This window comes from Litorimonas haliclonae (assembly GCF_965138505.1).
In the GTDB taxonomy this organism is placed as follows: domain Bacteria; phylum Pseudomonadota; class Alphaproteobacteria; order Caulobacterales; family Maricaulaceae; genus Litorimonas; species Litorimonas haliclonae.
Genome location: NZ_CBCSCO010000003.1, coordinates 449,704 through 462,041, shown reverse-complemented (window position 1 = coordinate 462,041; position 12,338 = coordinate 449,704). Strand labels below are relative to the sequence as shown.

General features: G+C 49.0%; 12 protein-coding genes. 3 read left to right on the top strand and 9 right to left on the bottom strand.

Annotation, left to right across the window (positions count from 1 at the left end; translation table 11 throughout):
* Window positions 1-2 precede the first annotated feature (2 nt).
* From ACNA05_RS09570 to ACNA05_RS09560, 3 genes are all read right to left on the bottom strand, one after another.
* Window positions 3-902, bottom strand: a complete 900-nt coding sequence (locus ACNA05_RS09570; RefSeq protein ID WP_415811246.1) for a fatty acid desaturase family protein — start codon at window positions 900-902, stop codon at window positions 3-5.
* Window positions 903-1,082: 180 nt separating this feature from the next.
* On the bottom strand, window positions 1,083-1,814 hold the full coding sequence (locus ACNA05_RS09565) for a Coq4 family protein (RefSeq protein WP_415811245.1): 732 nt from the start codon (window positions 1,812-1,814) through the stop codon (window positions 1,083-1,085).
* Between the two features lie 129 nt (window positions 1,815-1,943).
* Complete coding sequence (locus ACNA05_RS09560; RefSeq protein ID WP_415811244.1) at window positions 1,944-2,576, bottom strand: glutathione S-transferase family protein; 633 nt, start codon at window positions 2,574-2,576, stop codon at window positions 1,944-1,946.
* Between the two features lie 25 nt (window positions 2,577-2,601).
* Between ACNA05_RS09560 and ACNA05_RS09555 the strand changes: the two genes are divergently transcribed.
* The 3 genes from ACNA05_RS09555 (at window position 2,602) to ACNA05_RS09545 (ending at window position 5,123) form a co-directional block, all read left to right on the top strand.
* A complete protein-coding gene (locus ACNA05_RS09555; protein ID WP_415811243.1) occupies window positions 2,602-3,516 on the top strand; it encodes a pirin family protein in 915 nt (304 codons plus the stop codon).
* The gene (locus ACNA05_RS09550; protein WP_415811242.1) at window positions 3,503-4,615 is read left to right on the top strand and encodes a zinc-binding dehydrogenase; all 1,113 of its coding nucleotides are present in this window, start codon (window positions 3,503-3,505) and stop codon (window positions 4,613-4,615) included. The genes ACNA05_RS09555 and ACNA05_RS09550 overlap by 14 nt, the downstream gene beginning before the upstream one ends.
* A gap of 232 nt (window positions 4,616-4,847) precedes the next feature.
* Entirely contained in the window at window positions 4,848-5,123 is a 276-nt protein-coding gene (locus ACNA05_RS09545) for a hypothetical protein (RefSeq protein WP_415811241.1), read from the top strand.
* A 5-nt stretch (window positions 5,124-5,128) separates the two neighbouring features.
* Here the strand turns inward: ACNA05_RS09545 and ACNA05_RS09540 are convergent, their stop codons facing one another.
* From ACNA05_RS09540 to ACNA05_RS09515, 6 genes are all read right to left on the bottom strand, one after another.
* Window positions 5,129-5,551: a VOC family protein gene (locus ACNA05_RS09540; RefSeq protein WP_415811240.1), complete on the bottom strand. Its 423-nt coding sequence runs from the start codon at window positions 5,549-5,551 to the stop codon at window positions 5,129-5,131.
* Window positions 5,551-6,186: a glutathione S-transferase family protein gene (locus ACNA05_RS09535; RefSeq protein ID WP_415811239.1), complete on the bottom strand. Its 636-nt coding sequence runs from the start codon at window positions 6,184-6,186 to the stop codon at window positions 5,551-5,553. Before ACNA05_RS09535 ends, ACNA05_RS09540 begins: the two co-directional genes overlap by 1 nt.
* Window positions 6,187-6,213: 27 nt before the next feature.
* A complete protein-coding gene (locus ACNA05_RS09530; RefSeq protein ID WP_415811238.1) occupies window positions 6,214-6,726 on the bottom strand; it encodes a DUF6702 family protein in 513 nt (170 codons plus the stop codon).
* A gap of 9 nt (window positions 6,727-6,735) precedes the next feature.
* Entirely contained in the window at window positions 6,736-9,369 is a 2,634-nt protein-coding gene (locus tag ACNA05_RS09525) for a M1 family metallopeptidase (RefSeq protein WP_415811237.1), read from the bottom strand.
* A gap of 116 nt (window positions 9,370-9,485) precedes the next feature.
* Window positions 9,486-10,544, bottom strand: a complete 1,059-nt coding sequence (locus ACNA05_RS09520) for a glycosyltransferase family 10 domain-containing protein (protein WP_415811236.1) — start codon at window positions 10,542-10,544, stop codon at window positions 9,486-9,488.
* A 41-nt stretch (window positions 10,545-10,585) separates the two neighbouring features.
* On the bottom strand, window positions 10,586-12,259 hold the full coding sequence (locus ACNA05_RS09515) for a M28 family metallopeptidase (protein WP_415811235.1): 1,674 nt from the start codon (window positions 12,257-12,259) through the stop codon (window positions 10,586-10,588).
* Between the last annotated feature and the right edge of the window lie 79 nt (window positions 12,260-12,338).

The window sequence follows — 12,338 nt, the reverse complement described above, 5'->3', positions numbered from 1 at the left end:
AATTATCCAGTAGAAGCGAGTTTAAGAACGTTCGTGTAAGACGTTTCATATTCCATTTTAGACAGATATCCTGCCTCTTGCATGGCGTTATGAAGCATCGGCAAGCGGTAACATGGCACATACATATAGGCGTGGTGCTCAAGATGATAATTCACCCAATAGGGCGCGAGAAATATTCGGGCCAACAGAGAGGCTTTGGTGGTGCGGGCATACCGAAACGGATTTCCGTCCGTTGCCGTCATAGCGTGTTCAGCAATGTTGCGAATACGTAGGACAGCCATGAACCATGTCATCAGAGGAAAGAGCCAAAGAGCGAAATAAGCCCACCAGACGCCTAATGCGGCCAAGCCGGCAAAAAGAATAATGTTTGTGACTAAAATTGGTATTCGCGAACTCTTGGCGAAGGCATCGGAGCCCTCTAACTCTACGCCTTTGAAGCTGGCTAAACGCAAGCGCCAGAAAGTCTGACCTGTCAGATCGCGGATAAGTTTCCGCTTTAAGCTTGCCTTGCTTGTCGGAAATTTCGCCGATAAAGGGAGGTCCGGATCAAGTTCTGTTTGCGTGTGCTTGTGATGTTTGAGGTGGTAATGGCGGTAGGCCTGCATGTTTCCGCCATAAGGCGCGGCTAAAAACCAAGTGCCGACAAATTCATTTAAAGCTTTGGACTTGAACAATACGCCGTGGGCGGCGTCATGCATGAGGATGGCCATACCGTGTTGTCTGGATCCGATGAGCAGGAAGGCAAGAATGAAGGTGAGGGGATTCGGGAATAAGACAAAGAGAGCGCCAGCTCCGAAGCTGACCGCCCATACGTGAAATGTAAGCCAAGCCCCCCAGAAATCCGAGCGTTCTGCAATCGGTCTTATAATATCTTTTGATAAAATTGGCGCAGTAGCTCCCATGCTTTATTTTTGCGCGGCTACGCAATTAAGTCAATTGCAGGGTCGCTATGCAAACTCTTACATTTCGGGGCATTATTTTATAAAAACGCCGTATGGCGCAAAATACTCCCTTTGAATTTTAAAGGCAGGCAATGAACTCAGAGCTAAAGCCTTTTGCCTGTTCTCTACATTGCAAAAGGACTAAGCGGCGGCAATGAGGCCGTAAGGGTCAATGTTATTTGATCTTAGCGCCTCGTGAACTTCAAAATAACGTGTCGGGGTTCCGACGTTCAATCGCTTACGGGCTGAGTCTAAATCTTCTTCCATCAGAGCCAGGATGTCTTGGGTGTAAATTTTTACTGCCGCGCGACCCAATTTTTCGCCTTGTCTAATAGCGGCAAAGACGGGAGCGCCTCTTGGAACAGATTTCTTGATTTCAAGTCCGGCCATATAGGCAATGAAACGGGCTCCGATATTTTTGTCCTGAGAATAGGTGAAACCGAGAACGCAAGCCTCTCCGAGTGCGTCACGGCTATATCCCGTGAAGACATGGAGCAGGTCATGCGTGTCGCGAAGCCGGTTCGCAAACCACATGAAATCTTCAGAGGCTTCAAATTTATTTGTGGATTCAAACTTGGCGTATTCGTCCACCAAGCCTTGGGCCGTTAGCCCTTGGCTTTGCATGAAATGCAGATATGCGCGCCCAACCGTATTTTCAGGCAGCTTTGCTAGCTCCGCGTGATTATCAAGAAGAGGGGGGAGATACCGTCTTTCCTGAAAGCGGGCTTGTCCTTCGGGCGTTTCTAAAAACCTCTCAAACACCTTAAAAGGCCGCGCCCCGTTCAAAGCCTTTATGATATGAAAGACCTGAGTCGTGTCTTCCTTGTTCGCCATAAGATTCCGAAAATGTCGAAGCGCCTTTACCGGTTTCATACGATATTTTAGTCGATTTTTAAGAGAGAGACTTTTCATACTAACAAATTTATCAATAAGGGGTGTGAAAGGCAAGTTCTCTTATTGCATAGCGTCTATGCTTTTAGCCGTTACGCGGTAATTGCTTGATTATGCCTGTGCTGACGGGCGCTTCGATACCTTGTTATGCCAGCTATGCAGGGCTTTAAATTCTTCCGCGGGGGAGGCTTTTACCCAGCGTGCAAAGTCGACGCATACCATGGCCGTGATATCCGCGAGGGAATAATCATCCCCGGTTACGAAAGGCATGGTCTGTAAACGTTTATCCAAATCCTCCCAAAACGTTTCGATCCGAACGCGTCCACGGTCGGCCAATTCCTCAATTTGCGAAATGTTCTTCCGCCCTGTCATAGCTCTGTCTTTCATATGTGGGGAGGTATTCCGTAAAATGTCGGCAATCGCATGAAGACCTTCAAATTCGATTCGAGCGTTCCACTCCAGAACGGTCGCGCGTGAGAAGGCGTCGGTTCCCATCAAAGGCGGCTCTGGATGGAGCTGATCTATGTAATAGGCAATGGCAAGGTTTTCCGTCAAAGACTTCCCGTCGTCTGTTACCAAGACAGGAACCGTTCGGCGGGGATTAATCGCGGCAAACTCATCCTTCATTTGTTCCCCTTTGCCGAGATCGACTTGTAGGCATTCATATTTGACGCCTTTCTCTGCGAGAAAAATGCGTGTCCGTCGTGGACTTGGAGCGCTTGAGCAATCATACAATGTCAGCATATCTATTCCTTTTCTTTAGGTTTTTATGGCAGGCGAGCCTTCAATTCTCAAATCAATTTCTCCCCATGTAAAAGATTTGGGTGGGTTTTCGGTGAGGCGATCTATTCCGCGGGTCGGCACAAAATCGATTGGGCCTTGGGTATTTTTTGATCATTTTGGCCCGGCTGAGTTTTCTTCGGGCGAAGGCATAAATGTTCGTCCTCACCCCCATATTGGACTGGCAACCGTGTCATATTTGTTTGATGGCGAAATTCACCACCGTGACAGCTTGGGGAGCGATATTCTGATTCACCCTGGGGCAATAAATCTGATGGTGGCGGGACGGGGGATAACGCACTCTGAACGCACTCGTAAGGAATTGAGAGCTAAAGGATATAAACTTCACGGCCTTCAACTCTGGCACGCACTGCCGGAGGAGGACGAAGAAATAGACCCGGCCTTTTATCACACGCCCGCCAGAGACATTCCGGAAAAACAGATCGGTCAGGCCAAAGTCCGCGTAATGATGGGCCATGCGTTTGGGCTTTCTTCTCCCGTAAAAACATTTTCTCCGATACTTTACGCCGAAGTCGATATGGAGTCCGGAGCGGAGCTTAGGATACCGAATGCAGAAGAGATCGGCGTTTATGTTGTTAAAGGGCAGGCCCTGATTGACGGCGAAGATAGCCCTCTTTTTACTATGAGCGTGCTCTCCCCGGACGCTAAGAGCCTTTCGGCAAAAACGAACGTGCGCCTCGCAATTATCGGTGGGGCGCCGTTGGGAAAACGCTACATTGACTGGAACTTCGTGTCCTCCCGCAGAGACCGAATTGAAAAAGCCAAAGAAGACTGGAAAGCAGGGCGATTTGACCTTGTGCCCGGCGATAGCGAAGAATTCATTCCACTCCCGAATGACACTAACCCCGAAAACCAAGGAAGACCAATCTATGACCAAATATAAACAAATGCTTTCAACGATAACGGACGACGCCACGTTGACGATGGAACTCGTTGAAAAAGAAATGCCGAAACCCGGGGCCGACGAAATTGTCGTTCGAGTCGACGCAACGCCGATTAATCCGTCAGATCACGGGGTCATGTTCGGCGCGGCGGATGTGAGCGCTTCGGAAACCAAAGACGGTAAATTGACCGCCCCAATTCCGAAACAAGCCATGGGCCGCATGAAGGGCCGCTTAGGGCAGGCGCTTCCGGTTGGTAATGAAGGCGCCGGAGAGGTAGTCGCGGCCGGCGAAAGTGACTACGCTCAGTCTCTGCTTGGCAAGACAGTCGCTGTTATGGGCGGCGGTATGTACGCTCAATATAGATGTTTGAAAGCCGCTATGGCGCTGCCTTTGAATCCTGGCAACACAGCCAAACAAGGGGCTTCCAGCTTCGTGAACCCACTTACAGCGCTCAGCATGGTCGAGACTATGCGTATGGAAGAACATTCTGCTCTCGTTCATACAGCGGCAGCGTCGAATTTAGGGCAAATGCTAAATCGTATCTGTAAGGCAGACGGCGTAGATGTGGTCAATATTGTTCGCCGTGAAGAACAAGCGCAAATGCTTAAAGACATGGGCGCTAAATATGTGGTCAACAGTAGCTCTGACAGCTTCATGAAAGATCTAACAGATGCCGTAGACGAGACCGGCGCGACCTTGGCATTTGATGCCACAGGGGGAGGGACATTGGCGTCAGATATTCTAACGGCTATGGAAATGGCGGCGGCTCGCACGCCCGGCGCTTACAGCATTTATGGCTCTATCCATCACAAACAGGTTTATCTCTATGGTAGCCTGGATATGAGCGTTACGACCCTGACGCGGGGCTATGGTATGGCTTGGGGGGTTGGAGGCTGGCTCCTGCCGAATTTCCTCGCTAAAGCCGGTAAAGAGGTCGGTGCGCGATTGCGCAAACGTGTTGCTGATGAGCTAACAACGACCTTTGCCAGTCATTATAGCCATGAGATTTCTCTGGAAGAGGCTTTACAGTCAGATGTGGTCAAATCCTACAATGCCAAGAAAACCGGTGAGAAATATCTTATCCTGCCTCAAAAATAAGAAGTTCAAGTGAAATTAGGGAGTTGAGGGTACTTATGAGGCGCCCTTAACTGCCTAGTTATGTAGGATTAGTAATTGTACATGGATTTTATAACTCTTTGATATAATTGTTAAAAACCTTCAGCCTAAATCGCTGCAAACATTAATGTTACATTTTTGCAATGATGGGTGGGAACAAAATATCCCTTTCAAGCGTCTATCTTCTAGTTGGAATATGCAACGGGAGCTGGGAATGAAAAAATTAGTAAAAAATGATGCCTCTTATACCTCTCAGGTAAATGAGCTAGCCATTGCGGCAAACGATTTAGAGCCGGCTTATAATAAGACGGCTAAGGTCAATGAATTTTCAGAGAGCGTGAAACAACGCGTCGCTGATTTGGAATGGCAAATCCGGTTTACGCAAATTCAGCTGAACCGCTGGCACGCTTTAGAGAATGGTAGTTGGACGTCATTAAAAGCCTTGCAAAAGGCCGCTAAATCAGAACTAAACTCACTCATGTTGCAGTAAAGATTTTACGACGCAAAAACCTGTGAGGGGTCTTTGAAGCTTTTGAACTCGAGGGCGTTGCCGCTTGGGTCTAGTAAAAACATAGTTGCCTGTTCGCCGACTTGTCCGGCAAAACGGATATAGGGTTTAATGATAAAGTCCGCCCCGGACTTTACCAGACGATCTCGTAAATCATGCCATACTTGCCACTCTAACACCGCCCCGAAATGCCGAACAGGCACATCTTTCCCATCAACCTTATTCGTCGGCTCTTCTGCTCGAAAGGCCTCTTCCCGCACATGGAAGGATACCTGATGGCCAAAAAAGTCAAAATCAATCCAGGTGTCGGCTTCGCGCCCTTGCTTACACTCTAAAACGTCTCGGTAGAAATGACGCGTGATTTCTTTATCTTTAACCGGATAAGCGAGGTGAAAAATGGCGGCCGACATCAGGCGCCCTTCGGTCCGTAAGCGTAGTCTCCGCCTTTTTTAAGAGCCCGCAAATAGGCCGGACGCTTATGAATCTTATCAACGTAATCATTGCAAGCTTCATATTCGATTAAGCGGCCTCGTGCCTTGGCGGCTTCAAGGGGGAAAATCATTTGAATGTCTGCGCCCGTTAGGTGGTCTCCGGCAAAATATTCATTGCGGGTGAGGGCGTATTCGCAATAATCGAGGATGCCTTTAATTTCGCCGACAATCAAAGGCTGAAGAGGCGCCGCGCCGTCTCCGAGATAGCTCGTGTAAAGCGCGAGCAAGAATGGCAGCATGGCTGAACCTTCTGCAAAATGCAGGAAATGGACATAGTCAACATATTCCGCAGACTCCTTGCCTGGACGCAGCGACCCATCACTATATTTATCAAGCAGGTAGACGATGATCGCGCCGGTTTCGGCAATGACTTGGTCGCCATCTTCTATGACTGGGCTTTTGCCCAATTGATGCACGGCTTTGAGTTCATCGGGCGCGCGATTAGTCTCAGGATTGCGCTCATAATGTTTAATTTCATATTCAACTTCCAGCTCCTCTAATAGCCAGAGAATACGCTGAGAGCGGGAATGGTTGAGATGGTGTACAACAATCATGCCCCTATATGCTCATTGAAACGGGGGTTAGGCAAGCACCTTTTTAATGCCGTCCGAGCCTCGAAACTGTAAAGAGGTGACTTTGCCATTAACGACCACATCCACATTATTGATCTGGTTGTGAACGAATTTGCGCATCATTTCTGCTTTAATAGAGAGCTCTCCAATGGGCAGGCTTAGTTTGCCTTGTTGGTAGGCCAGAACATTGCCGCGGTCGAGCTCAGCTCCGACGACCTCTAAAGGAACGATCTTCTCATTCTGATAAAGCGAGAACGTCTCTTGGGTGTAAAGAGCGAGCTGAGCGCGTTCCTTCAAAGCGGAGAGGTTTGGGGAATCTATGAGACCCTCCGTTGCCAGTGCCGTCTCTGTATCATGGACATGAAAGCTATGAATCACTTCCACCAGCCCTGTTCCAGAATCGATATCTACATGAGTGGTTGTTGTCGTTAAGCGGTGCGCTAAAACAGGGGAGGCCCCGCCCATGACACCCAGGGCGGCCGCGCCCAAAAGGGCGTGTCTACGATTAAGCCAATTGTCCATATTAAAAGCTTACTTTCCGCCCAACATTCTTTCGAGGGTTTTGCGCAGTGTCGATTTTTGCTCTTCAGTTCGGTCCTTGGTTTGAACGTCTTCGTCAGAGTCTCCCAGATTTTCGGCGGAGGTTTTGTCCTCTGCCTCATCGGTGGGTTCAACTGTCTCCATAGGGAGGTCTTTGTCCTCGCCGTCGTCGGACTTTGCTTCATCCGGATTACCTTTTAGCTCGACGAGCATGTCGGCCATCATAGAGGAGGCTTTATAATCCGACTTATACATTTCGATACGGCTTTGTGTGACTGATTGCGGGAAGCTATTGTTACCATAATCGGCATCTGCCGTCTGGTGATGCGCGTCCAGCTCAATCGAAGTAATTTTGCGGTCACGCACGATGAGCTTCGTTACGCTCTCCGTGTCACGTCTCCAGATTTCAGCCGGAATCATGATTTCTTCCGTGTTGCCGTCCTCATAAGTCAGCGTCAAAGGCAGGGGAGAAATCAGACCGCCGATATTTTTGAAATCGACAAAGTAGTAATAATCATTGTCTTCAAGAGCGCGGTCATAAACCTCTCTTTCCCAATCTTTCAACCCTTCGAGGAAAGATTTGAAAGTGTTCCGGTCTTTGTTTGTAACTTCGAAACGGTCGTTTTCATTATAGAAGTCTTCAAGCTCTTGATACCGGCTGACGCGGGTTTCAATACCTTCATCCCGATTGCGGCGCTGCGTAATCGTTTCCGGGGTGTTGGCGTTATATTCGTCCCGTTCCATATCATTTTCGATTTCAGGGTCCTGAGAGGAAATTTGATATTGGCGAACATCTGTCAGAGCAATGTCAACATGGTCGGTTCCAAAGAACCAACCGCGCCAAAACCAATCCAAATCAACGGCAGAGGCATCTTCCATAGTGCGGAAGAAATCCGCCGGAGTGGGACGCTTGAACTTCCAACGGGTCGCATATTCGCGGAAAGCAAAATCAAACAGCTCGCGCCCCATAACGGTTTCGCGTAATACCATAAGCGCCGTGGCGGGTTTAGAGTAAGCGTTCGGCCCAAACTGCAAGACAGAATCCGACTGTGTCATGATCGGCACTTGATTTGAACTGGTCATATAGCGGGAAATGTCATCCATTGGATTGTTGGACCCATAGCGGCTGATCGGGAAGTTTTCTTCCCACTCATATTCTGCCTGATATTCAAGGAACGTGTTGATCCCTTCATCCATCCATGTCCATCGACGCTCATCTGAATTGACGGTCATAGGAAAATAGATATGGCCGATTTCGTGAATGATAACACCGATAAGGCCGTATTTGATGTTTCGGGAATATGTGACTTCACCCGTTTCTTCATCCTCTGACGGACGATATCCGTTAAAGGTAATCATCGGATATTCCATGCCGCCGCGTTCCCAGGAGTTTACAGATTGGGCGACAGGGTAGGGGTAATTAAAAGCGAACTTGTTATAGACATCCATTGTGTGGACGACGGCTTGTGTTGAATATTTTGACCAAACCGGGTCGGCTTCTTTGGGGAAAAAGCTCATGGCGGTGACAGTTGGGTTGGCTTCGTCGTCCTGCTCAAACAGCATCGCGTCCCAAATATATTTACGGGAACTGGACCAGGCAAAGTCGCGTACATTTTCGGCTCTGAACTTCCAGGTCTTGGTTCCTTCGGCTTTGGTCTTTTCGTTTTCTTCAGCCTCTTCCGGTGTCACGATATAGATGGGTTCTTCCGTGCCTGCGTCTGCAAGACGGCGGCGCTGTTCTGCACTCAAAACGTCGCGTGGGTTTTGCAAAACGCCTGTGGAAGCAACGATGTGGTCTGAGGGTACGGTCAGATTGACGTCGTAATCGCCGAATTCGAGCGTGAATTCGCCGCGGCCTAAGAACTGTTTGTTCTGCCACCCGGTATAATCCGTATAAGCGGCGAGGCGAGGGAACCATTGCGCCATGCCGAAAATATAGTTTTCGTCCTCTTCGAAATATTCATAACCGCCTCGGCCGCCCACAGCGACTTCATCGATAATATTGTGATCCCAATCGATATTAATGATTCTGCGCTCTTCGGGTTGAAGCGGCTTTTCGAGATCAATCCGCATCATGGAGTCGTTGATTGTATAGTTTAGGTCATTGCCATTTTCGTCTGTAACAGCCTTAAACTCAAACCCGTATTCCCGGTCTTCATTCGCCTGGCTATAACGTAGGCTAGAGAAGCTAACCCGGTCTTGTTTGGAGGATCCGTCGCCGCGGCTTGAGCCGGCTGCGGCGGCTGTGGCGCTCTCGCGCGCCAAACTTCCATCCTTGAAACGATTTTGATCCAGAGCGACCCAAATGTAATTTAAAGGGTCAGGAGAGTTATTAATGTAATCAATCGTCGATTCTGCACTGATACGGCGCTCTTCTTCATCGAGCACGACGTCGATTGTGTAATTAGCTTGTTGTTGCCAATAGGCAGGTCCAGGAGCGCCGGCGGCGTTTCGGAAAATATTCGGCGTCGGTAATTCTGTCCCGAGTTGACGGAATTTACACACTTGGTCTTCTGAATTGCAAGCGGGTCCGTCTGCGAGCACTTCGCTTCCGAGTACCAGAGCGCCCATGGCTCCGCTTACTGAAATTAGACTGAAGCGAAAAGCTTGACTGAATTTTGGCATTGAGTACGTCCGTTATCGAAATTTGTTGGATGTTAGACCATAACATTAGGAGAGTTCTACTAAATTCTCGTAAACAGAGAAAAGTTGGTTCTAAACTAAATTGGAAAGCGTCAAATCTATGAGTTTGAAAGGAAGTGTCTTGTTTTAAGACCGTGAATAGCATCCGACAAAGCAAAGAAGGGGTGCTTTTTCCGGAAAACATGACGGCCCAATATCTCGCCTCCGTATGAAGAACTAGGGACTGCCAGCGGGTCCAGCCTCTCCACGGTTTTGGCAATGACGGCGATTAAATTGTATTTTTTGAGAATGAGAGTTCTTGCCTCCCAAATCGCAGGGAGCCTTTTCTCGTATTCACCCCTTGCGATTGAATGTCTGATCGTAGCCTCAGCTTCATCCATTTTAAAAATATCGATTGGTATGGCCGCCTCCACAGGAAAGAACGAGGCGTATTCGGGATCGCCATAATAAAAGGGCAGGCAGTTGGCGAGCCAAGCATCAGAAAGTTTTTCGGTCCAATGTCCCGCAGCGTGATGATTTTCAATCGCTAGCGTATAGCGATAGTCATCCATCGCCTCGTCTTTGCGGTCTATGGGGTTTATGCCGCGCCCATATACATCAAACATATCGCCCAGGCGGTCTTTCATCTCCATGGTGAAGTTGTAACGCTGGGAATGCACAGTGTGGGACATCTGTTTATTACTGCACACTGTTGAAAGCGTTTTGGTTTTGGGGAGAGGAGCGCGAGCTAGAAACTCATCATAATTGATATATTCCCCAGGCTGCCCTCCTAACGGACGCCCGTAAAACCAACGGAGGGGCGGGGTTTCGAAAATTTGATTAGGGTGTTTCATCACGCTAGCAGGCTTTGCGCTTAGAACATGTCCATACTGCCTCAGATAATGCGGGCCTTCCACCCGTATGGAAGCGGGTTCAGTGGTAATGAAAAGGGTTTTTTCCCTGGGGCAAGCCAGGGGCTCGATGCGGTTTACCTGCCTATCATTGGGGAGCATAGGCAAGCCTTCATAGACGACGAGCCAGTCATAGTCCCGGGCATCCATATCAAAGGTGAAAACGCAATCTCCCCAGCGCTGGTCTGTGCCGGGGAGGAGAGAGGTCCAAAGCTGCGGATCTTGCTCCGCATGGGTTTTGGCCATAAATTTAATGTTTATCGTCATGATCTTAGCGACGAATCTTCTTGGGTTTAAGGGGGCTTGATTTAGTTCTTTCTCATCTCGTCCCGTAAAGCCCGGAACTCTGTTCCTTCATACCAATTCGGCCATTCATCTGAATTTGCAATGTCCAAGCCGAGTTCATAGAAAATTTCTGTGGCTTGAGTAATGCCTGAGAGATCCCAGCTATTGTCATATTCGTCGCCCGGCTTGTGATAACGGGCCTTATTGTATTCCGATGCAAAATCTTCCCCATAGGTTAGACCCTTGGTCACATGATCATTCCCTGGATCCGCATAAAGCATTGGCACACCTTTTTTTGCCAGACTTATATGGTCTGACCGATAATAGGATCCGGCTTCCGGCTTGTCGTCTGGCACAATATACATATCGCGTGTGTCTAGTTCAGCTTTGAGCAAATCTTCCAATTCAGACGCACCATAACCTTTGACCATAATGTCTTTGGTTCGGCCTGTCGGAAGCATGGCATCGATGTTAATGCCTGCCACCGTTTGATTTAGTGGAATGAGCGGGCTCTCTGCATAGTAAGCGGACCCTAATAATCCGGATTCTTCCGCTGTGACAGCCACAAAGATGACCGAACGTTCTGGCGCCGGGCCTTGGGCCATGGCTTCGCCGATTTCAATAATGGCCGCTGTGCCTGTCGCGTTGTCGACGGCGCCGTTGTAAATTTTGTCATCGCCTGGGAGTTCGTCATTTTTTCCTAAATGATCCCAATGAGCCATATAAAGGACATACTCGTCGGGGTGAGTGGCCCCGGTTACGCCCCCAGCGACGTTTCGGGACGTCGTTGTTTTGACGTCTTGTTTAATGGTGGCGTCAAGACTGATGCCTTCAAGCGGAACTGGCTTGAAGCCCTTAATGGAAGCTTGATTTTTAAGAGATTGATAATCAAGTCCAGCAGAAGCAAATAAATCCTCTGCTGCGTCTAAATGGAGCCAGCCTTCGAGAGCTGTGCGTGAGGCGCCTCTGTCTGGACGAACAAGGTCGTATTGCGCCCCTGTCCAAGAGCCGGAGACAACATCCCAACCATAGCTGGCCGGTGCCGTTTCATGCACAATAAGCGCAGCTGCCGCGCCCTGCCGAGCAGCTTCTTCGTATTTATATGTCCAACGACCATAATAAGTCATGGCATTACCATTAAACAGCGCGTCATCCTGAGTGGCAAACCCTGGGTCATTGACCAAAATAACGACGGTTTTGCCTTCAACGTCGAGGTCAGCATAATCGTCCCAGCCATATTCCGGAGCTGTGACGCCGTACCCGACAAAGACAAGATCTGAATCTTCCACACTGACTGTTTCGTCCAGACGCTTAGTCCAATAGACGGAGTTGGACTTTAAATCTGAAGTAAGAAGAGGGGCTTCCTCACCGTCCTTATGAATGGACATAGAGGAATCATTTTTTCGAACGGTAGCTTCGCTCAATTCCACATTTTGGAAATATGTTCCATTATCGCCCATAGGGGAGAGGCCGGCGCGCTCCATTTCGTCAGCTATATATTGTGAGGCTTTCTGCCCGCCCTCTGTTCCCGGGGCCCGGCCTTCAAAGTCGTCCGAGGACAATGTTTCAATTCGGCGTCCAAGGTCGGCGGCGGAAATAGAGGCGTCCACTTTTTCGACGGGCGGTGCTTCAGAGCTACAAGCCGTAAGGAAAGCGGCGGCGGCCGCAGTGGCCACGAGAGATTTACTTGGTATCATTCTACACTCCTGAGGCGGCGATATTCAAAAATAATTGAGTCCGCAGCTTGAAAAAGACTTGAAACTGTTCAACCACATC

Coding starts and splice junctions, on each gene's coding strand:
- ACNA05_RS09535 (WP_415811239.1), bottom strand. CDS start 6,186: ATGATTGTTGTACACCATCTCAACCATTCCCGCTCTCAGCGTATTCTC.
- ACNA05_RS09540 (WP_415811240.1), bottom strand. CDS start 5,551: ATGTCGGCCGCCATTTTTCACCTCGCTTATCCGGTTAAAGATAAAGAA.
- ACNA05_RS09560 (WP_415811244.1), bottom strand. CDS start 2,576: ATGCTGACATTGTATGATTGCTCAAGCGCTCCAAGTCCACGACGGACA.
- ACNA05_RS09525 (WP_415811237.1), bottom strand. CDS start 9,369: ATGCCAAAATTCAGTCAAGCTTTTCGCTTCAGTCTAATTTCAGTAAGC.
- ACNA05_RS09515 (WP_415811235.1), bottom strand. CDS start 12,259: ATGATACCAAGTAAATCTCTCGTGGCCACTGCGGCCGCCGCCGCTTTC.
- ACNA05_RS09570 (WP_415811246.1), bottom strand. CDS start 902: ATGGGAGCTACTGCGCCAATTTTATCAAAAGATATTATAAGACCGATT.
- ACNA05_RS09530 (WP_415811238.1), bottom strand. CDS start 6,726: ATGGACAATTGGCTTAATCGTAGACACGCCCTTTTGGGCGCGGCCGCC.
- ACNA05_RS09555 (WP_415811243.1), top strand. CDS start 2,602: ATGGCAGGCGAGCCTTCAATTCTCAAATCAATTTCTCCCCATGTAAAA.
- ACNA05_RS09545 (WP_415811241.1), top strand. CDS start 4,848: ATGAAAAAATTAGTAAAAAATGATGCCTCTTATACCTCTCAGGTAAAT.
- ACNA05_RS09520 (WP_415811236.1), bottom strand. CDS start 10,544: ATGACGATAAACATTAAATTTATGGCCAAAACCCATGCGGAGCAAGAT.
- ACNA05_RS09565 (WP_415811245.1), bottom strand. CDS start 1,814: ATGAAACCGGTAAAGGCGCTTCGACATTTTCGGAATCTTATGGCGAAC.
- ACNA05_RS09550 (WP_415811242.1), top strand. CDS start 3,503: ATGACCAAATATAAACAAATGCTTTCAACGATAACGGACGACGCCACG.